At 71.2% G+C, this 21163-nt stretch carries 20 protein-coding genes; 8 read left to right on the plus strand and 12 right to left on the minus strand.

Annotated elements, in window-relative coordinates:
* Positions 1-44 precede the first annotated feature (44 nt).
* The gene (locus K4G64_RS08190; RefSeq protein WP_221755362.1) at positions 45-2114 is read left to right on the plus strand and encodes a fructose-specific PTS transporter subunit EIIC; all 2070 of its coding nucleotides are present in this window, start codon (positions 45-47) and stop codon (positions 2112-2114) included.
* A gap of 308 nt (positions 2115-2422) precedes the next feature.
* On the opposite strand, the gene K4G64_RS08195 is transcribed toward K4G64_RS08190, so the two are convergent.
* The 5 genes from K4G64_RS08195 to K4G64_RS08210 all read right to left on the minus strand — a co-directional run bounded on the left by K4G64_RS08195 (position 2423) and on the right by K4G64_RS08210 (position 7179).
* Entirely contained in the window at positions 2423-3169 is a 747-nt protein-coding gene (locus K4G64_RS08195) for a DUF6227 family protein (RefSeq protein ID WP_221755363.1), read from the minus strand.
* A 180-nt stretch (positions 3170-3349) separates the two neighbouring features.
* Entirely contained in the window at positions 3350-4567 is a 1218-nt protein-coding gene (locus K4G64_RS08200) for an Ig-like domain-containing protein (protein ID WP_221755364.1), read from the minus strand.
* Positions 4568-4732: 165 nt separating this feature from the next.
* A complete protein-coding gene (locus K4G64_RS08205; protein WP_221755365.1) occupies positions 4733-5761 on the minus strand; it encodes a P1 family peptidase in 1029 nt (342 codons plus the stop codon).
* An 84-nt stretch (positions 5762-5845) separates the two neighbouring features.
* Positions 5846-5980 carry a hypothetical protein gene (locus tag K4G64_RS39935; RefSeq protein WP_260460164.1) on the minus strand — a complete coding sequence of 45 codons (135 nt, stop codon included), beginning with the start codon at positions 5978-5980 and terminating at the stop codon, positions 5846-5848.
* Positions 5977-7179 (minus strand): low temperature requirement protein A, encoded by a 1203-nt coding sequence (locus tag K4G64_RS08210; protein WP_221755366.1) that lies wholly within the window; start codon positions 7177-7179, stop codon positions 5977-5979. The genes K4G64_RS39935 and K4G64_RS08210 overlap by 4 nt, the downstream gene beginning before the upstream one ends.
* Before the next feature lie 56 nt (positions 7180-7235).
* Here K4G64_RS08210 and K4G64_RS08215 point away from each other — a divergent pair, with 56 nt between their 5' ends.
* Positions 7236-7415, plus strand: coding sequence for a hypothetical protein (locus K4G64_RS08215; protein WP_030845027.1), 180 nt, complete (start codon positions 7236-7238; stop codon positions 7413-7415).
* 88 nt (positions 7416-7503) lie between these two features.
* Here K4G64_RS08215 and mscL read toward each other — a convergent pair whose 3' ends face one another.
* The 6 genes from mscL to K4G64_RS08245 all read right to left on the minus strand — a co-directional run bounded on the left by mscL (position 7504) and on the right by K4G64_RS08245 (position 13298).
* Positions 7504-7962 carry a large conductance mechanosensitive channel protein MscL gene (gene mscL, locus K4G64_RS08220; RefSeq protein WP_221755367.1) on the minus strand — a complete coding sequence of 153 codons (459 nt, stop codon included), beginning with the start codon at positions 7960-7962 and terminating at the stop codon, positions 7504-7506.
* Between the two features lie 123 nt (positions 7963-8085).
* Positions 8086-8685, minus strand: a complete 600-nt coding sequence (locus K4G64_RS08225; RefSeq protein WP_221755368.1) for an RcpC/CpaB family pilus assembly protein — start codon at positions 8683-8685, stop codon at positions 8086-8088.
* A gap of 157 nt (positions 8686-8842) precedes the next feature.
* Positions 8843-9703, minus strand: coding sequence for an S-methyl-5'-thioadenosine phosphorylase (locus K4G64_RS08230; RefSeq protein ID WP_221755369.1), 861 nt, complete (start codon positions 9701-9703; stop codon positions 8843-8845).
* 77 nt (positions 9704-9780) lie between these two features.
* Positions 9781-10101 carry an FmdB family zinc ribbon protein gene (locus K4G64_RS08235; RefSeq protein WP_221755370.1) on the minus strand — a complete coding sequence of 107 codons (321 nt, stop codon included), beginning with the start codon at positions 10099-10101 and terminating at the stop codon, positions 9781-9783.
* Positions 10102-10168: 67 nt separating this feature from the next.
* Positions 10169-11461, minus strand: coding sequence for an MFS transporter (locus K4G64_RS08240; RefSeq protein WP_221755371.1), 1293 nt, complete (start codon positions 11459-11461; stop codon positions 10169-10171).
* Positions 11462-11768: 307 nt separating this feature from the next.
* Positions 11769-13298, minus strand: coding sequence for a potassium/proton antiporter (locus K4G64_RS08245; protein ID WP_221755372.1), 1530 nt, complete (start codon positions 13296-13298; stop codon positions 11769-11771).
* Positions 13299-13536: 238 nt separating this feature from the next.
* On the opposite strand from K4G64_RS08245, the gene K4G64_RS08250 reads away from it, so the two are divergent.
* Positions 13537-16389, plus strand: coding sequence for a penicillin acylase family protein (locus K4G64_RS08250; protein ID WP_221755373.1), 2853 nt, complete (start codon positions 13537-13539; stop codon positions 16387-16389).
* 58 nt (positions 16390-16447) lie between these two features.
* On the opposite strand, the gene K4G64_RS08255 is transcribed toward K4G64_RS08250, so the two are convergent.
* Positions 16448-16996 (minus strand): 5-formyltetrahydrofolate cyclo-ligase, encoded by a 549-nt coding sequence (locus K4G64_RS08255; protein ID WP_374206385.1) that lies wholly within the window; start codon positions 16994-16996, stop codon positions 16448-16450.
* 168 nt (positions 16997-17164) lie between these two features.
* Here K4G64_RS08255 and galU point away from each other — a divergent pair, with 168 nt between their 5' ends.
* From galU to K4G64_RS08280, 5 genes are all read left to right on the plus strand, one after another.
* Positions 17165-18064 carry a UTP--glucose-1-phosphate uridylyltransferase GalU gene (gene galU / locus K4G64_RS08260; RefSeq protein WP_221755375.1) on the plus strand — a complete coding sequence of 300 codons (900 nt, stop codon included), beginning with the start codon at positions 17165-17167 and terminating at the stop codon, positions 18062-18064.
* Between the two features lie 4 nt (positions 18065-18068).
* On the plus strand, positions 18069-19409 hold the full coding sequence (gene glp / locus K4G64_RS08265) for a gephyrin-like molybdotransferase Glp (protein ID WP_221755376.1): 1341 nt from the start codon (positions 18069-18071) through the stop codon (positions 19407-19409).
* A gap of 82 nt (positions 19410-19491) precedes the next feature.
* Positions 19492-20001, plus strand: a complete 510-nt coding sequence (moaC, locus tag K4G64_RS08270) for a cyclic pyranopterin monophosphate synthase MoaC (RefSeq protein ID WP_190899785.1) — start codon at positions 19492-19494, stop codon at positions 19999-20001.
* Positions 19998-20498 (plus strand): molybdenum cofactor biosynthesis protein B, encoded by a 501-nt coding sequence (locus K4G64_RS08275; protein ID WP_221755377.1) that lies wholly within the window; start codon positions 19998-20000, stop codon positions 20496-20498. Before moaC ends, K4G64_RS08275 begins: the two co-directional genes overlap by 4 nt.
* Positions 20495-21142: a GNAT family N-acetyltransferase gene (locus K4G64_RS08280; RefSeq protein ID WP_221755410.1), complete on the plus strand. Its 648-nt coding sequence runs from the start codon at positions 20495-20497 to the stop codon at positions 21140-21142. Before K4G64_RS08275 ends, K4G64_RS08280 begins: the two co-directional genes overlap by 4 nt.
* Positions 21143-21163: the final 21 nt, after the last annotated feature.

Here is a 21163-nt window from a genome sequence, read left to right on the forward strand (position 1 = left end):
GCCCACCCCTCCCACCGGGCGATACGCGTGCTAAGGAGCCCGCGATGAGCGACATGATCACGGCGGACCTGGTCGACCTCGACCTGTCCGCCGACACCAAGGAAGCGGCGGCGCGCGCCCTCGCGGAGCGCATGGTGGCCCTGGGCCGGGTGACCGACCTGGACGGCTTCCTCGCCGACGTGGCCGCCCGCGAGGCCCAGATGCCGACCGGCCTCGACGGCGGCATCGGTATCCCGCACTGCCGCAGCGAGCACGTCACCGAGCCGACCCTCGCCTTCGGACGCAGCGCCGACGGCATCGACTTCGGCGCGGCGGACGGCCCCGCCGACCTGATCTTCCTGATCGCCGCGCCGGCCGGTGCGGACGACGCCCATCTGACGATCCTGTCGTCGCTGGCCCGGCAGCTGATGAACAGCGAGTTCACCGACGCCCTGCGCGCGGTGGGCGACGCCTCCGCCGCCGCGGCCCTGATCCGCGGCGACGAGCCGGACACACCCGCTCCGGCGGGCCCCGAGAACACCGTGGCGGCGGCGGGAGCGGCCTCTCCCGCCGCCGCCACGGTCACCGACGACGCCGACCAGGCCGACACCGCCGCCGAAGAGCCCTCCCCGGAGCGCCCGTTCCGCATCGTCGCCGTCACCTCCTGCCCCACCGGCATCGCCCACACCTACATGGCGGCCGAGTCGCTGGAGAACGCCGGTCGCGAGGCGGGCGTCGAACTCACCGTCGAGCCCCAGGGATCGGCCGGTTTCACCCGGGTCGCCCCGGAGGTCATCGCGGCGGCGGACGCCGTGATCTTCGCCCACGACGTCCCCGTACGGGAGAAGGAACGCTTCGCCGGCAAGCCCACCGTCGACGTCGGCGTGAAGGCGGGCATCAACCGCCCCGCCGAACTCATCGCCGAGGTCCGTGAGAAGGCCGCGCGCGGCGAGGTCACCTCCGGATCCGCCCCCGCCACCCCGGTGGAGCGCGCCGGCGAGTCCGGCGAAGGCTATGGCACCAAGCTGCGCAAGTGGCTGATGTCCGGCGTCAGTTACATGGTGCCGTTCGTCGCCGCGGGCGGTCTGCTCATCGCCCTCGGCTTCGCGATCGGCGGTTACAAGGTCGACAAGGCCCCGTCGGTGATGGACCACTTCATGTGGTTGCAGGCGGACAGCTGGGCGGCCCTGTTCTTCCAGATCGGCGGTGTCGCCTTCGGCTTCCTCGTCCCGGTCCTGGCCGGCTACATCGCCTACGGCATGGCCGACCGGCCCGGCATCGTGCCCGGGTTCGTCGGCGGCATGATCGCGTTCAACATCAACGCCGGCTTCCTCGGCGGTCTGGCGGCCGGTCTGATCGCCGGTGGCGTGGTGATGGCGATCCAGAAGGTGCACGTCCCGGCGGCGCTGCGCGGCATCATGCCGGTGGTGGTGATCCCGCTGATCTCCTCGGCGATCGTCGGGTTCCTGATGTTCGTCGTCATCGGCAAGCCCATCGCCGAGGCCCAGAAGGGCATGACCGACTGGCTGAACGGCCTGTCCGGCAGCAACGCGATCCTGCTCGGCGCCCTCCTCGGCCTGATGATGTGCTTCGACCTCGGCGGCCCCGTCAACAAGGTCGCCTACACCTTCGCCACGGCCGGCATCGCGGTCGCCAGCCCCAGCGACTCCGCCATGAAGATCATGGCCGCGGTGATGGCGGCCGGTATGGTCCCGCCGCTGGCCATGGCCCTGGCGACGACCGTGCGCGGCAAGCTCTTCACCCAGACCGAGCGTGAGAACGGCAAGGCCGCCTGGGTGCTCGGCGCCTCCTTCATCTCCGAGGGCGCGATCCCGTTCGCCGCGGCCGACCCGCTGCGCGTCATCCCGGCCTCGATGGCGGGCGGCGCGGTCACCGGCGCCCTGTCGATGGCCTTCGGCGCCACCCTGCGCGCCCCGCACGGTGGCATCTTCGTGGTCCCGCTGATCGGCAACCCGTTCCTCTACCTGGTCGCCATCGGCGCCGGTGTCTGCGTCACGACGGCCCTGGTCGTCGTCCTGAAGGGCATGCGCAAGCCGGCCCCGGGCGCAGCAGCGGCCTCCGGCGCGGACGGCGAGGTCCGCACGGCCGGGACGAAGCAGCCCGTAGCGGCCTGAAGGGCACTGCGGTTCGCCCCATTCGGGGTGTGTGAACCGTTCATGCCACCTGCGAGATAGATCACGAAAATCACGGCCCGGGACCATGGTCCCGGGCCGTGGTGTCTACTGGGGCGCATGCCCGAGCACGTCTCCCGATGGCCCGAAGGCCACCCTCTCCCCGCCCTCCCGCAACAGCGGCAGACGGGCCCCCGGTCGGAGTCCGTGGAACTGACCCCCGAGGAGAGAAACGCCTTCACCGAGCTGGTGCGTCAACTCGGCGACAGAGACCTCTAGGGCCGCTCCGCACGACAGGTATACGGCCCGTCTCAGGAGAGCTGCGCCGCCCGCCGCTCCATCGCCTCGCGCGCCGCGTCCTCGCTGATGTACACCTCGCACATGTGCCGCCCGTCCGGCGTCGCCGTGTGCTCGACCTCCCAGAGGGAGACCTCCGCGCCGTCGCGCAGCAGGAACGCGTGCTCGTAGAGAGAGAAGCCCAGTCCCGCCCGGCCCGCGCGGCACGGCCGGCCGAAGGCCTGGGTGATCTGGTGCCCGGACGCCGTGGTCAGCAGGTCCGCCGTGTCCGAGCCCGGCCGGTCCGTGTTCTCCGCCCGGCGCAGTAACCTGCGCGCGTGGTCCGCGGAGTTCTCCGCGGCGTACGCGTGCCGGGGCGCCGGGACCTGGGACACCTGCACCGTCACCGGCAGTTCGAAGTCCGGGGCGTCCGGCGGCAGCGGCAGCCGCGCGGTGGCGGCGCGCAGTTCCTCCTCGTCCACGTACACCTCGTGCTGCGGCTCGCTGCCGGGCGCGGTGTTGTGGACGAGCTCCCACAGGGTGAGCGCCGAACCGTCGGCGAGCAGCCACGTGTGCCGGTACGTCTCCCGGTGCAGGCCCGCACTGTGATGCGCGGAGTACAGCGAACCGTCGTGCGCCAGCGCGCAGTCCAGGCGCCGTATCGCCTCGTCCGGTAGCTCGAAGGAGTTCAGGGCGCGGCCGAGGAGTCGCGCGAGGTGCTCCTCCGGAGACTCGGGCGAGTCGTGGGGTTCGTACGCTGCCGTCTCGTACGGAACGCTCAAGGTATCTCCCGGCGTTGCTGCATGTCACCTTGTGGGTGCATACCGTAGCCCCTCGGTCGGACATCATGTCCGGGAACCGAGAAAACGTGTGCCCGGGAAAACGCGCGGGCCGCGCGAATGGTTCCCGCGCGGCCCGGTCGGTCGGGTCAAGAGCCCCGGCAGGGGCGGACTTTCAGCAAGTCAGGCGGTGCCGCCCGAGACCCACTGGCTCCACGGCATGTTCCAGCCGTTGAGCCCGTTGTCCGGCGCCACCGTCTTGTCGGGGGAGTTCTTCACGATCACCACGTCCCCGATGAGGGAGTTGTCGTAGAACCACTTCGCGGACGTGCTGCCCCCGGCGCCCTGGACGTCGGCGAGACCCACACAGCCGTGGCTGGTGCCCTGGCGGCCGAAGGGCGGGTTGCCCTTGTTGTACCAGTAGTTGCCGTGGAGGAAGGTGCCCGACGTCGTCAGACGCATCGCGTGCGGCACGTCCGGGATGTCGTACTCGCCGCCGAGACCGACCGTCCTGCTGTTCATCCGGGTCTGCACGAACTTCTCGGAGATCACCATCTGCCCGTTGTACGTGGTGTGCTCCGGGCTGCCCGCCGAGATCGGGACCGACTTGAGGGTCTTGCCGTCCCGCACGACCGTCATGGTCTGGGTGTTGACGTCGACCGTGGAGACCTGCGAACGGCCCACTGTGAAGGTGACCGTCTTCTTCTGCACCCCGTAGACGCCGTCGGCGCCCTCGACGCCGTCCAGGTCGATGTTCATCGTGACCTTGGAGCCGGCCTTCCAGTACTCCTCCGGCCGGAAGTCGAGCCGCTGCCCGTTGAACCAGTGCCCGACGACCTTCTGCCCGCTGCTGGAGGTCACCGTGATGTGCGACTGCACGTCCTTGCGGGCGGTGATGGCCTTGTCGAAGGTGAACGACACCGGCATGCCCACACCGACCGTCGTGCCGTTGTCCGGCGTGTACGTCCCGATGAAGCTGTTCGACGTCGTCACCGTCGTGAAGATGGAGTTGGCCGCGGCCGTCCGGCCGTCCGCGTCCTTGGCGGTCGCCGATATCTGGTACTTGGTGCCGCGCTCCAACTGCTCCTTCGGCTTCCAGACCTTGCCGTCACCGGAGACCGAGCCGGCGACCGTCTGCCCGCTGCCCGCCACCGTCATCTTCACGTCGGTCAGCTTCCCGTCGCTGACCTTCACGCCGGTCGAATTGATGGAGGCGCCGGTCGAACCGTCCTTGGCCGAGATGGCGATCTCCGCGACGGACGTCTTGGTGCCGCCCTTGCCGCCCTTCTCGTCGTCCTCGGCGTTGGCGCTGCCACCGCAGGCGGTGAGCGTCAGGGCGCCGACCATCAGGGCGGCACAGGCCCCCAGAGTGCGCCGCGCTGAAATGTTCGGCGTTGTCACGGGCTGCTCCCAGTTCGTGTGATGTTGCGTGATCCGCTCCAGTACGTGCGAGAAGAGGGGCGGGGGAGCCGGTCGGGTTCCGTCCGTTCCCCATGAGGGCCGTCACGTGACAGAACCGCGACAAATTCCGGCCGGCTGTGGATCCGCTGTGCGCCCCAGATCTGTTCAGCGGCCCGCGTACAACTCCCCGTACGACGGCCACGCCCCGCCCGGACCGTCCACCGACCGCGCGGCCCATACGGCCCGGACGATCGCCCGCGTCACCATGTCCGCGCCCGCCGCCAGGATCTCGTTCAGGGCGAGCGGGTTCGTGGCGTCCAGCGCGCGGTCGCCCGTCGCCAGCGCGAACACCGTGTCCCCGTCGTTGAGGAGATGCACCGGCCGCACCGCCCGGGCGATGCCGTCGTGCGCCGTGCCGGCCAGCTTCTGCGCCTGTGCCTTCGACAGATCCGCGTCCGTGGCGACCACCGCGAGCGTGGTGTTGAGCGGCGGCGGCGTGCTCCGCGCTGCCGTCTCGGCCAGACGCCGCTGCGCTGCCGCGTGGACCTCCGCCCCCGGGTACTCCACCCGGCCTCCGAACAACTCCCCGTACAGCACCCCCGTTTCCGGATCCACCGTCGACCCCGCCGCGTTGGCCACCACCAGCGCGGCCACCGTGATCCCCGAGCCGAGCAGCGTGCTCGCGCTGCCGACACCGCCCTTCACCACCCCGGTCACCGCTCCGGTGCCCGCGCCCACGCACCCCTGGGGTACCGGCGCTCCGAGCTCGCTCGCCGCGGCGGCTTCGACCGCGGCCCGGCCGGTCGCCGCGTCGGGCCGGGCCCGGAAGTCGCCGCCGCGCCCCAGGTCGAAGACGCAGGCCGCGGGCACCACCGGCACGACATGCGCCGGATCCGCCCCGACCCGGATGCCGCGCCCTCGTTCCTCCAGCCAGGCCATCACCCCCGACGCCGCGTCGAGCCCGTAGGCGCTGCCGCCGGTCAGCACGACCGCCTCCACCGTCCGCACCACGTTGCGCGGATCCAGCGCGTCCGTCTCCTTGGTGCCGGGCCCGCCGCCCCGCACATCCACGGCGGCCACGGCCCCGCCCTCCGGTGCGAGGACGACCGTGGTGCCGGTGAGCCAACCGTCGCCGGTGCGGGTCGCGTGCCCCACCCGCAGGCCGGAGACATCCGTCAGTGCGTCAACTGTCATGACCCACAGTCTCGTCCAGGTCGTCGGCCCCGACGGGCATGCAGAGCCAGAGCCGGTCGATGCGTCGAGCCGGTGGGCGCCGCGTCAGCCGTCGACGCGCGTGGGGATCAGCCCCTGGGCGTTCGTGGAAATCACCTTGGGCGTGCGGCCGGCGGCGTGGGCGTTCGTGGAAATCACCTCGGGCGTGCGGCCGGCGGCGTGGGCGTTCGTGGAAGTCACCTCGGGTGCGTGGCCGCCAGTGTCTCTCCGGCCACCACCGACAGCGCGCAGACCACGCCCGCCGCGAACACCGCCCAGTGCCCCAGGAACGTGCAGAAGATCACCAGCAGGGCCGTCATCGGCAGCACCAGCTGCTGGGTGATGCCCCGTTTGAAGTGGCGCGAGTGCAGGGCCCACACCGTGAGCAGGTACAGGGCCGTCGGCAGGGTCACGGCCGCAGACGCCGCCAGCGTGGAGATGTGCGCCTTGCCGACCGTCTCCTCCACCGCCACCTCCAGCCCGGCCCCGATCGCCGCCGCCGACGCGAGCACCAGGTAGTGGCCGTAGCCCCAGAGGAACGCCTGCCGGTTGGAGCGCAGATGGCCGTGGATCGGCACCACGAAGTAGATCCACCACGCGGCGAAGATGATCAGCAGCCCGCCCGCCGCGATGGGGAGGAGCTCGCCCAGCGCGTCGTTCTCGTCGATGCCGGACTTCACCGCGACCGTGGCCGCCGCGATCGTCTCGCCGAGCACGATGATGGTGAACAGCCCGTACCGCTCGGCGATGTGGCGGGGGTGCCAGGACGTGCTGTGCCCTCTCTCCGCGAAGGGCGGCACGCACATCTCCAGCAGTGCCATCACCAGGAACCACCAGGGGCGGGCCCCCTCGGGCAGGAACAGCAGCCCCAGCCAGCCGACCTGACACGCCAGCACGCCGCCGGCGTAGCGCAGGGCCGTCGTCCGCTCCGGGCCCTCGGCGGAGCGGGCCGCCCGCAGCCACTGCGCCGACATGGCCACCCGCATGATCGCGTAGCCCAGCCAGACCACGAGGTAGTCGTGCTCCTCGAACGCCCGCGAGACCCCTGCCGCGAGGACCAGCACACCTGCGATCTGCACCAGCGTCACGACCCGGTAGAGCACGTCGTCGTTGTCGTACGCCGAGGCGAACCAGGTGAAGTTCATCCACGCCCACCACAGGGCGAAGAAGACCATCGCGTAGTCGAGGATCCCCTGGCCCGCGTGCCCCTCGGCGACCGAGTGCACCAGCTCGATGCCCGCCTGGGCGACGGCCACGACGAAGCACAGGTCGAAGAAGAGCTCCAGCGGCGAGGCCGTCCGGTGCGCCTCGTCGCGGCCACGGGCCCGGAGCCTGCGCAGGGGGCCCCGGTCGCCGGGCGCGCCGGAGGGGACGGGCGGGGGAGTGGGGCTGGACGTCATGGGTCCCAGCACAACAGAAGGCGCGGGGAATTTCTCCGCGACCGTACCCTGGTTGCATGAGTACCGTCCCCGGCCCCGAGCCGCGCGAGCCGAAGCCCGCGCTGGTCTTCGACGACCCGCTCGACCAGCAGTCCTCCGACGACACCGACCGCGGCTGGGGCGAGCGCACCGACTCCGGCGGCAGTGCGGCGGACCTCAAGCGCTTCCTGGACGAGAAGCCGCCCCACCACCTCTGAAGGGCTCGGGACCCCTGAACCGCCCGGGCCCCCTGAACCGCCCGGCACCCCTGAACCGCCCGGGCCCCTTGGACCGCCCGGGACGCCGCTACTGCCGGTCGTGCCCCGAGCCGCGCTGGGCCACCAGGGCGTCCCGGATCTCCTTCAGCACCTCCAGCTCGGTGACTTCGAGGACCTCCTGCGTGCTCTCCTTCGCCTTCCGGCGCGCTTCCACCCGGGCCAGGTACTTCGCCATGGGCAGGACCATCAGGAAGTAGACGACCGCCGCGGTGATCACGAAGCTGAGGGCGGCGCCGAGAACGGAACCCCACAGGATCTGGATGCCCTGCTCGCCCTGGCAGGTCGAGCTCAGGCACGAGCTGTAGTGGTCGAGGTTCTTGGTCCCGATGGCACCGACGACCGGGTTGATGATGCCCTTCACCACGGCGTTGACGATGTTGGTGAAGGCGGCACCGATCACCACCGCCACCGCCAGGTCGACGACGTTCCCGCGCATCAGGAAGGTCTTGAAGCCCTGCCAGACGCTCGGTTCCTTGTTCTCGCTCACCTCGGGGCCTCTCCTCGTACGAGCAGCTTGTGGAACAAAACGCTCCGCAACCTACGTCACACCTGGGCCGACCCGAGGACTCGGGTCCCTCGAACGAGGGCCATGACCGGAACACGCACAGCATCACCACAGCGTCACCGCCAGCCGCCCCGTGGCACTCGCGCCGGCCAGCCGGGCGGCGGTGGCCCGGGGCACGGACAGCACGACCAGTGCCCCACTGTCGCTCCCGTCGGCCACCGGCTCGGGCACCTTCGTCACCCTGGCTCCACGCGCGACCACGCGGGCGTCGCCGCCCGGCAGAGCCCCCTCCGCGGCAGCAGCGGCGATGACGTCGACCCGGTCCCCGGGCCGCAGCAGCCGCACCGTGGCCGCGTCGGAGATCCGGACCGGGGCCGTTACCGACCCGGCGGTGCGGCGCGGGTGGGCGGACTGCTCCCCGGACAGGGAGGCCGTGTGCGCGGGAGGCCGGGCCCGCGGATGGCCACGGGCCCCGTCGGTATCACGCGGGCCCGCCGCCACGAGTGCCGTCGCGGTGACGGCGAGTCCGACGGCCACGGCCCGCCGCCGGTGCCGCACGAGCCGGCCGGACCGGTGACCGCCGCGCACCCGGACCGGATCGAACCGGGGCACCTCACGCGTCGCGGGCACCTCGGCCCCGGGTGGGCCCGAGGCGAGCGACCAGGAGGGCGACGACGGGACGACCGGGGAACGAGCGAGGGACACGGAGACCACCACCTGCGACGAGGGACCGGCTTGCGCTCCCCACGATGAGGCTTCCCGACGCCGCCCGCTCAGCCCTGTGGACCCACCGCCGGCCTGTGGACAACTCCCTCACCCGAACGGCAAGTTCCGCCCTCCTCCAGAGGCCGGGGACTGCCGGTCACGGCAGTACGAACCCCGGATCCATCCCACCCAGCGCACTCGCACACAGACAGCCCCGCTCGTCCTCCCCGGGCAGCCCGGCCACCGCGTCGAACAGCACCCCCCGCAGCCGGTCCACGTTCGCCGCGAACACCCGCAGCACCTCGTCGTGCGAGACCCCCTCGCCCGTCTCGGCACCCGCGTCGAGGTCGGTGACCAGGGTCATGGACGTGTAGCAGAGCTCCAGCTCACGGGCGAGCGCTGCCTCGGGGTGGCCGGTCATGCCCACCACCGACCAGCCCTGCGCCTGGTGCCACAACGATTCCGCACGAGTCGAGAAGCGCGGCCCCTCGACGACGACCAGCGTGCCGCCGTCCACCGGCTCCCAGTCCCGGCCCCGCGCCGCCTTCAGCGCGACGGCCCGCCCGGACGGGCAGTAGGGGTCGGCAAGCGACACGTGCACCACGTTCGGCACGGAGCCGTCCGGCAGCGGCTGCCCGTCGAAGTAGCTGCCGGCGCGGGACTTCGTGCGGTCGACCAGCTGGTCCGGTACCAGCAGCGTGCCCGGCCCGTACTCGGGGCGCAGACCGCCCACGGCGCAGGGGGCGAGGACCTGCCGCACGCCGACCGAGCGCAGCGCCCACAGGTTGGCCCGGTAGTTGATCCGGTGCGGCGGCAGGTGGTGGCCCCGCCCGTGCCGCGGCAGGAAGGCGACCCGCCGGCCGGCGACCTGACCGAGGAAGAGGGAGTCGCTCGGCGGCCCGTACGGGGTGTCGACCTGGATCTCGGTCACGTCGTCGAGGAAGGAGTAGAACCCCGAGCCGCCGATGACGCCGATCCCGGCGCCTGCCTGGTCCGTCACGTTCGCCTTGTTCGCCATGCCCGCACCCTAACCGCACGCGGAAACGCCGAGGACCCCGTCGCCCGAAGGTGACAGGGTCCCGTAAGAATCAGGCCTTACGCGGCGGTGGTGCTGCTGGAGGAGCTGCTGGTGCTCGACGACGCGCTCGAGCCGGAGCTCGACGAGCCGGAGTCGGAGGACGACGAGCCTGAGGACGAGGTGCTCGACGACTTCGCGGCCGGGGAGCTGCTCGACGAGGAGCCGCGGCTGTCGTTCCGGTAGAAGCCGGAGCCCTTGAAGACGATGCCGACCGCAGAGAACACCTTCTTCAGGCGGCCCTGGCAGCTGGGGCACTCGGTGAGGGCGTCGTCGGTGAACTTCTGCACCGCCTCGAGGCCTTCGCCGCACTCGGTGCACTGGTACTGGTAGGTCGGCACTGTCTTCCTCCTGGCACTCTCACTCGATGAGTGCTAACGACGATCCATAGTGACGTATTCCGGCCGCTCAGTCCACTGCCACCGGCACGCGGTGACCCACGCCACGTGCGACCGTCCGGCCGTTGCCCCGCAGCACCAGCCGGGAGCGCAGGGCCAGGAGGGTCGCCAGGGCGAGCACCGTGCCGCCCATCGGGACCAGGAACCCGGCGCCCGACCAGAAGCGGTCCTCCAGCTGCCCGGCGGCCGTGACGGCGGCGGCCTGGCCGAGTGCCACGGCTCCGGTCAGCCAGGTGAAGGCCTCGGTGCGGGCACCGGCCGGGACCAGGCTGTCGACCAGGGTGTAGCCGGTGATCAGGGCGGGCGCGATGCACATGCCGACCAGCAGGCCGAGGCCGGCGAGGACCAGCACCGAGTGGGCGGCCCACAGGCCCGACGCGGTCAGGGCGAGTGCCGTGTAGCCGACGACCAGGCGCCGCTGCGGGGCCGCCTTCCATGCGATCGCGCCGCAGACCACGCCGGAGAGCATGTTGCCCGCGGCGAAGACGCCGTAGAGGACGCCGTTCAGGCCCGGTTCGCCGATCGACTCGGTGAACGCGGCCAGCGAGACCTGCATGCCGCCGAAGACGGTGCCGATGCCCAGGAAGGTCACGATCAGCACGCGCACCCCGGGGACGCGCAGGGCCGAAGCGTGCTCCACGCGCGCGTGCCCGTCGGTGGCGACGGAGGGCTGCGTGCTCTTCTGCGCGGCGAACAGCAGGCCGCCGATCAGGGTCAGCGAGGCCTCCGTGACCAGTCCGGCGGCCGGGTCGACGGCCGTGCACAGGGCGGTGGCCAGCAACGGGCCGACCACGAAGGTCAGCTCGTCCGTGACGGACTCGAAGGCCGCGGCGGTGGTCATCAGCGGGGAGTCCTTGAGCTTCACGCCCCAGCGGGCCCGCACCATCGGGCCGACCTGCGGCACCGAGGCGCCGGTCGGGACGGCCGCCACGAACACCGCCCACAGGGGCGCGTCCAGCAGCGCGAGCGCGGTGAGCGTCAGCCCGGACAGGGCGTGCAGCAGCACGCCGGGGATCAGCACGGCGCGCTGCCCGTAGCGGTCGGCGAGGCGGCCGCTGTACGGCGCGAACAGCGCCATGGACACACCGGTGACGGCCGCGGCGGCGCCCGCCGCTCCGTACGAGCCGGTGGTGTGCTGCACCAGCAGCACGATGGAGATGGTCAGCATCGCGAACGGCTGACGTGCCGCGAAGCCGGGGAGCAGGAACGTCCAGGTGCCGCGGGTGCGCAGCAGCCGGCCGTATCCCGGGCGGGCGGAAGCCGTCGGGTTCTCCGACGCCTTCGAGGTGACCGTGGACGCCACGGCCCGTGCCTTTCTGCCGCCTGGTAGCGCGGCCCCGTAGCGGGCGGCGCCGAGAGCTGTCCTCTTGCGCGGAACTGCGGTAGATGCCGGGGCCCGGTGAGGAGGGGTGTCCCGACCGCCATACGGTCGCGCCAGCTCTGCGTCAGGCAGAGTTGGTTCGATCTGGGTAACGCCTTCATCGTACAGGGATCAAGGGGTGCGTGCCTGTGAAAGTGAGCACCACGGGCCGGTCCACCCTCAGAATTTCAAAGGGTGCAAACTCCCCCTCATCGGCTCGCCCCGTCCGGCCTCATCGCCCGGACCGGCCTCATCGCCCCGACCCGTCCGTCCCCAGCCAGCCGGCCAGTTTGCCGCCGTGTCCCACGGCCCGCAGCCGGCTCTCGGTCGCGTCCCGGACGGGATCCGTGGCGACCACCAGGAGCTCGTCCCCCCGTTGCAGGATCGTCGTCGGCAGCGGGACGAACGATTCGCCCCCGCGCACGATGAGCGTCACGGCCGCGCCGTGCGGCAGCCGCAGCTCGGCCACCTCCACGCCGTGCATCTTCGACTCGCCGGGGATCGCCACGGACAGCAGGTGCCCGCGCAGCCGCTCCAGCGGTGCCGACTCGATGCCGAGGTCGGCGGCCTCCGACCCGTCGCCGAGGTGCAGCTTGCGGCCCAGCCAGGGCAGCGTCGGCCCCTGGACCAGGGTGTACACGACGACCAGTACGAAGACGATGTTGAAGATCCGGCGGGTGGAGTCGACGCCCTCCACCATGGGGATGGTCGCGAGGATGATGGGCACGGCTCCGCGCAGTCCCGCCCAGGACATCAGGGCCTGCTCCTGCCAGGGCACGCGGAACGGTGTCAGGCAGAGCACCACGCTGAGCGGTCGCGCCACCATGGTCAGCACCAGCCCGATGACCAGCGCGGGCACGATGTCGTCACCCAGCTCGTGCGGCGTGACCAGCAGGCCGAGCAGGACGAACATGCCGATCTGGGCCATCCAGCCGAGCCCGTCGGCGAACCCGCGCGTGGCCGGCCAGTGCGGCAGTCGCGCGTTGCCCATCACCATCGCGGCGAGGTACACCGCGAGGAAGCCGCTGCCGTGGGCCAGCGCGCCCGCCGCGTACGCCACCACGGCGATCGCCATAACGGCGATCGGGTACAGGCCGGAGGCGGGCAGCGCCACGTGCCGCAGCCCCCAGGAGCCCAGCCAGCCCACCGCGAGCCCGATGGCCGCGCCGATGGCCAGCTCCAGCAGGATCACGCCCAGCAGCGTGTACCAGTGCTCGACCGGCCCCGCCGTGGACAGGGAGACCACGAGGATGACCACGGGGGCGTCGTTGAAGCCGGACTCCGCCTCCAGCATGCCCGTCACGCGCGCGGGCAGGGGGATCTTGCGCAGCACGGAGAACACGGCCGCCGCGTCGGTCGAGGAGACGACCGCTCCGATGATGAGCGCCTGGCGCCATTCCAGCCCGATCAGATAGTGCGCGGCCGAGGCCGTCACCCCGACGCTCACCGCGACACCGGCCAGTGCCAGTGTCGTGGCGGCGGGCAGGACCGGCTTGATCTCCTTCCACTTCGTGCCCAGACCACCCTCGGCCAGGATCACGACCAGGGCCGCGTATCCGATGACCTGGGTCAGCTCGGCGTTGTCGAAGTGGATGTCGCCCACGCCGTCCTGGCCCATGGCGACGCCGATCCCCAGGTACACGAGCAGGCTTGGGAGCCCGCTTCGCGAGGAGATCCGTACTGCCGCGACGGCGACGAGCAGGACGAGCGAGCAGATGAGCAGGAGCTGGTTGAGCTGGTGAACAGTCAGCGGCCGAATCCTTCCCTGGCCCGCACGCACGCGCGCGTGGGCTCACGTACATCGCACATGAAGCTGTGGCGCACCGCGCCAACTACTTCGTTACCTTACCTAACTCTTGACGATTTCTTGACGCTTCCGGGGGCAAGATCGAACGTCAGTCCGTGCCGCTTCCCGACTCCGCGTCAAGGGGCGCAGGGCCCTGCGCCTATCGTTGCTCCAGCGCTCAGTTAAAAGCACAGCCGAACCTGCCGCTCGCGTTAGGACAGCAAGGACAGCGATGCCCCCCAACACCACCGCCTCCACGGGTCAGCAGCCCGGCAAGTCCGGCAGGAGAAAGGGGCGCAAAGCCCGACTTATCGTGCTCGTCCTGGTGCTGGCCCTCATCGGAGGCGTGGCCTACGGGTCGTACTGGTCCATCAGTACCGTCCGGGCCTCCTTCCCGCAGACCGAGGGCACCCTCACGCTGAAGGGCCTCTCGGGTCCCGTCGAGGTCAAACGCGACACCTACGGCATCCCGCAGATATACGCCTCCTCCGACGCGGACCTGTTCATGGCGCAGGGTTACGTCCAGGCGCAGGACCGGTTCTACGAGATGGACGTCCGCCGCCACATGGCCTCCGGGCGGCTGTCGGAGATGTTCGGCAAGAGCCAGGTCGACAACGACGAGTTCCTGCGCACCCTCGGCTGGGACCGGGTCGCCAAGCAGGAGTACGACACCAAGCTGTCGGCCACCACGAAGAAGTACCTCCAGGCCTACGCCGAGGGTGTCAACTCCTACCTCCAGGGCAAGGACGGCGAGGACATCTCCCTGGAGTACGCGGCACTGGGCTTCACCAACGACTACAAGCCGCAGGAGTGGACCCCGGTCGACTCGATCTCCTGGCTGAAGGCGATGGCCTGGGACCTGCGCGGCAACATGCAGGACGAGATCGACCGCGCCCTGCTCACCAGCCGCCTAGGCCCGAAGCAGATCGCCGACCTGTACCCGCAGTACCCGTATGGCCGGAACAAGGCGATCGTCCAGGAGGGCCAGTACAGCGAACTGGCGGGGGCGTTCCAGCAGGGCGGCACGAACGGCTCGTCCGGCACGAACGGCACCTCCGGGGCGAACGGAACCGGCGGCACCTCCACCGGCACGGCGTCCGGCGGCTCCGGCGCCTCCGGCACGAGCGGCACCGCCTCCGGTGCGTCCGGCACGGGCGGCACGGGCGGCACCGCCTCGGGCACCGCGGGCCTGGACAGCCAGCTCGGCGGCCTGACCCGGGTCCTGGACGACCTCCCGCCGGCCGTCGGCGTGAACGGCGACGGCATCGGCTCCAACTCCTGGGTCGTCGGCGGGGAGCACACCATCACCGGCAAGCCGCTGCTGGCCAACGACCCGCACCTGTCGCCGTCCCTGCCGTCCGTCTGGTACCAGATGGGCCTGCACTGCCGCAGCGTCTCCAGCACGTGCCAGTACGACGTCAGCGGCTACACCTTCGCCGGTATGCCGGGCGTGATAATCGGTCACAACCAGGACATCGCCTGGGGCATGACCAACTCCGGCGTCGACGTCACCGACCTCTACCTGGAGAAGATCACCGGCGACGGCTACCTGTACGACGGCAAGGTCAAGCCCTTCGAGACGCGCGAGGAGACCATCAAGGTCGCCGGCGGCTCACCCAAGAAGATCGTCGTCCGGGAGACCAACAACGGCCCCCTGCTGTCCGACCGCGACGAGGAGCTCGTCAAGGTCGGCAAGAAGGCCGCGGTCGACACCGCCGCGCCCGACCGAGGGGACGGCTACGGCGTCGCACTGCGCTGGACCGCCCTGCAGCCCGGCACCACCATGGACGCCGTCTTCGCCATGGACAAGGCGAAGAACTGGACCGACTTCCGCAAGGCCGCCTCGCAGTTCGAGGTGCCCTCGCAGAACCTGATCTACGCCGACAACGAGAACCACATCGGCTACACGCTGCCGGGGAGGATCCCCCTGCGCGAGAAGAGCGACAACGGCTCCATCCCGGCGCCCGGCTGGGACCCCGAGTACCGCTGGACCGGATACGTCCCGCAGGACGCGCTGCCCTACGAGTACGACCCGGAGCGCGGCTACATCGTCACCGCCAACCAGGCCGTGATCGACCCGGACACGTACCCGTACACGCTCACCGCGGACTGGGGCTACGGCGCGCGCAGCCAGCGGATCACCGACCTGATCCAGTCGAAGATCAAGGACGGCGGCAAGATCTCCACGGACGACATGCGCCAGATGCAGCTGGACAACAGCAGCGAGGTCGCCCGGCTGCTGGTGCCCACGCTGCTGAAGATCGACCCGGAGAACAAGGACGTCCGCGAGGCGCAGAAGCTCCTGGAGGGCTGGGACTACACCCAGGACGCCGACTCCGCCGCGGCGGCCTACTTCAACGCGGTGTGGCGCAACGTCCTCAAGCTCGCCTTCGGCAACAAGCTGCCCAAGGAGCTGCGTCCCAGGGGCCAGTGCCTGTGGGTCGAGCCGGTCAACACCACCGGCCCCGCCGACGAGGCCGAGAAGGTCCGCGAGTGCGGCCAGCGCGACCCCGACCGGGCGCAGCCGGACGGCGGTGACCGGTGGTTCGAGGTGGTCCGCAAGCTGATGGACCAGCCGGACAGCGAGTGGTGGAGCACCCCCAAGGTGGGCACCCGCCCCGCCGCACACGACCGCGACCAGCTGTTCAAGCGAGCCATGATCGACGCCCGCTGGGAGCTGACCGCGAAGCTCGGCAAGGACATCGACTCCTGGAGCTGGGGCCGGCTGCACCGCCTGTTCCTGAAGAACCAGACCCTCGGCACCGCGGGCCCCGGTTTCATCCAGTACGCCCTCAACCGCGGCCCCTGGGAGCTGGGTGGTGGCGAGGCCACGGTCAACGCGACCGGCTGGAACGCGGCCGGTGGCTACGGGGTGGTGTGGGTGCCGTCCATGCGGATGGTGGTGAACCTCGGCGACCTCGACAAGTCGAAGTGGATCAACCTCTCCGGTGCCTCCGGGCACGCCTACAGCGCCCACTACGTCGACCAGACCGAGAAGTGGGCCGACGGCGAGCTGCTGCCCTGGGCCTTCTCGGACCAGGCGGTCGAGAAGAGCACGAGCGACAAGCTGGTGCTCAAACCGTGAGTCGCTGACACCCGTAGGACGAACGGCCCTCCACACGCGCGTGGAGGGCCGTTTCGCGTCACGGCTCCCGGCTGAACCGCCGTACACCCGACGGTGTCACCACCGCGTGCACCGGCCGGTCGTGCGGCTCCTCCGGGACGTGCCCGACGACCTCGGAGTCGTACAGCAGCACCACCAGGGCGGGATGAGCGGCCGCCTGCTCCAGCCGCGCCAGGACCCGGTCGTACGAGCCGCCGCCCCGCCCGAGCCGCATCCCGCGCGCGTCCACCGCGAGCCCCGGCAGCAGCACCGCGTCGGCGGTGGTCACGGCGTCCGGTCCGAGGCGCTCGCCCGCGGGTTCGAAGAGGGCCATCCTGCCGCCGTGTTGCACCCGCGCCAGGGAGCCCTCGCCCTCGTACGGCCCCCAGTCCAGGTCGTTGTCGGGCAGCAGGGCCGGCAGCAGCACGCGCACGCCCCGGGCGTGCAGCGCGTCCAGGAGCGCGCGCGTGCCGGGTTCACTCCCCACCGAGACGTACGCCGCCACCGTCCCGGCCTGTCCCAACTCGGGCAGCTCCAGCGCCCGCCCGGCCAGCGCGGCCGACGTTTCCCGCAGGTCATCCGCCGTCAACCTGTTCCTCACCGCGAGGATCTCGCGCCGCAAACTCCGCTTGTCAGGCTCGCCCGGACGTGCGATAGGCCTCAATGGTTGCTCCCGAACTATGGCAATACGCTCATATGAGCGCCTATGAACCGGAGCCGCAGATTCCATCCAAAGGCACCGGATAGGGTGGCGGACATGACTCAGCACCCTCGGATCAGCAAGGCTGTCATTCCCGCAGCAGGCCTCGGCACCCGGTTCCTGCCGGCCACCAAAGCCACTCCCAAGGAGATGCTGCCGGTCGTGGACAAGCCCGCGATCCAGTACGTGGTCGAAGAGGCGGTCGCCGCGGGTCTCGACGACGTCCTCATGGTGACGGGCCGCAACAAGCGCCCCCTCGAGGACCACTTCGACCGCAACTACGAGCTGGAGTCGGCCCTGCAGAAGAAGGGCGACGCCGGCCGTCTCGCCAAGGTGCAGGAGTCCAGCGACCTCGCGACCATGCACTACGTCCGCCAGGGCGACCCCAAGGGCCTCGGCCACGCCGTCCTGTGCGCCGCCCCGCACGTGGGCGAGGAGCCCTTCGCGGTCCTCCTCGGCGACGACCTCATCGACCCCCGCGACCCGCTGCTGCAGCGCATGGTCGAGGTCCAGGAGCAGCGCGGCGGAAGCGTCATCGCGCTCATGGAGGTCGCCCCCGAGCAGATCCACCTCTACGGCTGCGCGGCCGTGGAGACCACCGAGGACAGCGACGTCGTGCAGATCAGCGGCCTGGTCGAGAAGCCCGACCCGGCCGACGCGCCCTCCAACTACGCCATCATCGGCCGCTACGTCCTCGACCCCCACATCTTCGACATACTCCGCCGGACCGAGCCCGGCCGCGGCGGCGAGATCCAGCTCACCGACGCCCTCCAGCAGCTCGCCGAGGACGAAAAGATCGGCGGCCCCGTGCACGGCGTCGTCTTCAAGGGCCGCCGCTATGACACCGGCGACCGCGGCGACTACCTGCGTGCCATTGTCCGACTCGCATGCGAACGTGAAGACCTGGGCCCGGACTTCCGGACCTGGCTTCGCAGTTACGTAGCCGAGGAGATGTAGCACGTTGAGCAGCGCCGCGCCCCACGTCACCGGCCAGGACCACTTCGGCCCCGACCACCTCTGGTCGGTGGACGAGCACCTGGAGGACATCCTCGCCACCGTCCGGCCCCTGGAACCCATCGAGCTGCATCTGCTCGACGCCCAGGGCTGCGTCCTCGTCGAGGACATCACGGTCCCGGTGTCCCTGCCGCCCTTCGACAACAGCTCGATGGACGGCTACGCGGTACGGGTCGCGGACGTCGCGGGCGCGAGCGAGGAGTTCCCGGCGGCCCTGGAGGTCGTCGGGGACGTCGCCGCCGGCCAGGCCGAACTGCTCCACGTGGGCCCCGGCCAGGCCGCCCGCATCATGACCGGCGCCCCCCTGCCGCCCGGCGCCGAGACGGTCGTGCCCGTCGAGTGGACCGACGGCGGGCTCGGCGAGGGCCCGGTGCGCGGCATGCCCGCCCGCAGCCTCGGACCCGAGGGCGCCACCGGGCACGTGCAGGTGTACCGCCCCGCCGAGGCACGCGCGCACGTGCGCGCCAAGGGCAGCGACGTGCGGGCCGGCGACCGCGCCCTGGAGGCCGGCACCGTCCTCGGCCCGCCGCAGATCGCCCTGCTCGCCGCGATCGGCCGCGGCACCGTCCGGGTCCGCCCGCGCCCGCGCGTGGTGGTGGTCTCCACCGGCAGCGAACTCGTCCAGCCGGACACGGAACTGGCCACCGGTCAGATCTACGACTCCAACAGCTTCGCCCTCACCGCCGCCGCGCGTGACGCCGGCGCCATCGCCTACCGCGTGGGCGCCGTCGCCGACGACGCGGAGACCCTGCGCTCCACCATCGAGGACCAGCTGGTCCGCGCCGACCTGATGGTCACCACGGGCGGGGTGAGCGTGGGCGCGTACGACGTGGTCAAGGAGGCGCTGTCGCACGTCGGCGACGAGGACGAGCCCGGCAGCGGCATCGACTTCCGCAAGCTCGCCATGCAGCCCGGCAAGCCCCAGGGCTTCGGCTCCATCGGCCCCGACCACACCCCGCTGCTGGCCCTGCCCGGCAACCCGGTGTCGTCGTACGTCTCCTTCGAGCTGTTCGTCCGCCCCGCGATCCGCACCCTCATGGGCCTGCGGGACGTCCACCGCCCCACGATCCGGGCGACGCTGACCGCCGACAAGGCGCTGACCTCCCCGAAGGGCCGCCGCCAGTTCCTGCGCGGCACGTACGCCGACGGCAAGGTCACCCCGGTCGGCGGCGCCGGATCCCACCTGGTCGCCGCCCTCGCCCACGCGGACGCCCTGATCGCCGTCCCCGAGGACACCGTGTCCGTCGAGCCCGGCACCGAGGTCGAGGTGGTCCTGCTCGGCCGATAGCCGCTGGTTGGGGGTACCGTGTCGCGCACAACAGGCCCGTGCGCCGCACCGCGACGGGCCCGGACCGGGAGCGCCACACAGCATGAGCACGCAGGACCCATCCCCGCCGGACGGCCGTACGCCGGACCGGCTGACGCACATCGACGAGGCGGGCGCCGCCCGTATGGTCGACGTGTCGGAGAAGGACGTGACCGCGCGCACCGCACGCGCCAGCGGACGCGTCCTCGTCTCGCCCCGCGTGATCGAACTGCTGCGCGGCGAGGGCGTCCCCAAGGGCGACGCCCTCGCGACCGCGCGGATCGCGGGGATCATGGGCGCCAAACGCACCCCCGACCTGATCCCGCTCTGCCACCCGTTGTCGGTGTCCGGTGTGAAACTGGACCTGTCGGTCGCGGACGACGCCGTGGAGATCCTGGCCACCGTGAAGACGACGGACCGCACGGGCGTCGAGATGGAGGCCCTCACCGCGGTCTCCGTCGCCGCGCTCACCGTGATCGACATGGTCAAGGCGGTCGACAAGGGAGCGGTCATCACGGACGTACGGGTGGAGGAGAAGACGGGCGGCAAGTCGGGCGACTGGAGCCGGGCATGACGTATCGCGCTCTGGTGGTCACGGCCTCCAACCGGGCCGCCGCCGGGATCTACGAGGACAAGGGCGGCCCGATGATCGCCCATGGCCTGAAGGGCTTCGGCTTCGAGGTCGACGGCCCCCAGGTCGTCCCCGACGGCGACCCCGTCGAGGCGGCCCTGCGCGCCGGTGTCGACGTCGGTTACGACGTCATCGTCACCACCGGCGGCACCGGCATCTCGCCCACCGACCGCACCCCCGAGGCGACCCGCCGCGTGATCGACCACGAGGTGCCGGGCATCGCCGAGGCCATCCGGGCGTTCGGCCGGGACAAGGTGCCGACCGCGGCGCTCTCCCGGGGCCTGGCCGGAGTGGCCGGCGGCACGCTGATCGTCAATCTGCCCGGCTCCAGCGGCGGCGTGAAGGACGGCCTCGCCGTGCTGGAGCCGCTGCTCGTGCACGCCGTCGAGCAGCTCCGGGGCGGCGACCACCCCAGACCCGCCGGCGGGGGTGCGAGCTGAACAGCCCCTCCTGGCCCGTGGAGCTGGTGGACGGCGACATCGTCCTTCGGCCGATAAGGCTGCGCGACCAGCGGGCATGGCGCGAGGTCAACCGGCGCAACCGCGACTGGCTGCGCCCCTGGGAGGCGACGATCCCGCCGCCCACGCCCGGCGGGCCGATGACGCACCGCCCGACCTTCCGCCAGATGGTCCGCCACCTGCGGTCGGAGGCGAACGCGGGCCGGATGCTGCCCTTCGTCATCGAGTACCAGGGGCGGCTGGTCGGGCAGTTGACGGTCGCCGGCATCACCTGGGGCTCGATGTGCTCGGGTCACGTCGGTTACTGGGTCGACGAGTCGGTGGCGGGACGCGGCGTCATGCCGACGGCGGTGGCACTGGTCACGGACCACTGTTTCCGCACCGTCGGACTGCACCGCATCGAGGTCTGCATTCGCCCGGAGAACGGGCCCAGCCGCCGGGTCGTGGAAAAACTCGGATTCCGCGAGGAGGGACTGCGGCCGCGTTATCTCCACATCGACGGGGCCTGGCGCGACCATCTCGTCTTCGCCCTCACGGCGGAAGAGGTCCCGGACGGGTTGCTCAGGCGCTGGCACCGGGCGCGATCGCAGAGTAATCCGGGAATGCGGCACCACCCCGGAAATTGAATAAGTGTTCGAAATTGATCG

Origin of the sequence: Streptomyces sp. WAC04114 (genome assembly GCF_019733245.1) — a bacterium.
Classification (GTDB): domain Bacteria; phylum Actinomycetota; class Actinomycetes; order Streptomycetales; family Streptomycetaceae; genus Streptomyces; species Streptomyces massasporeus_A.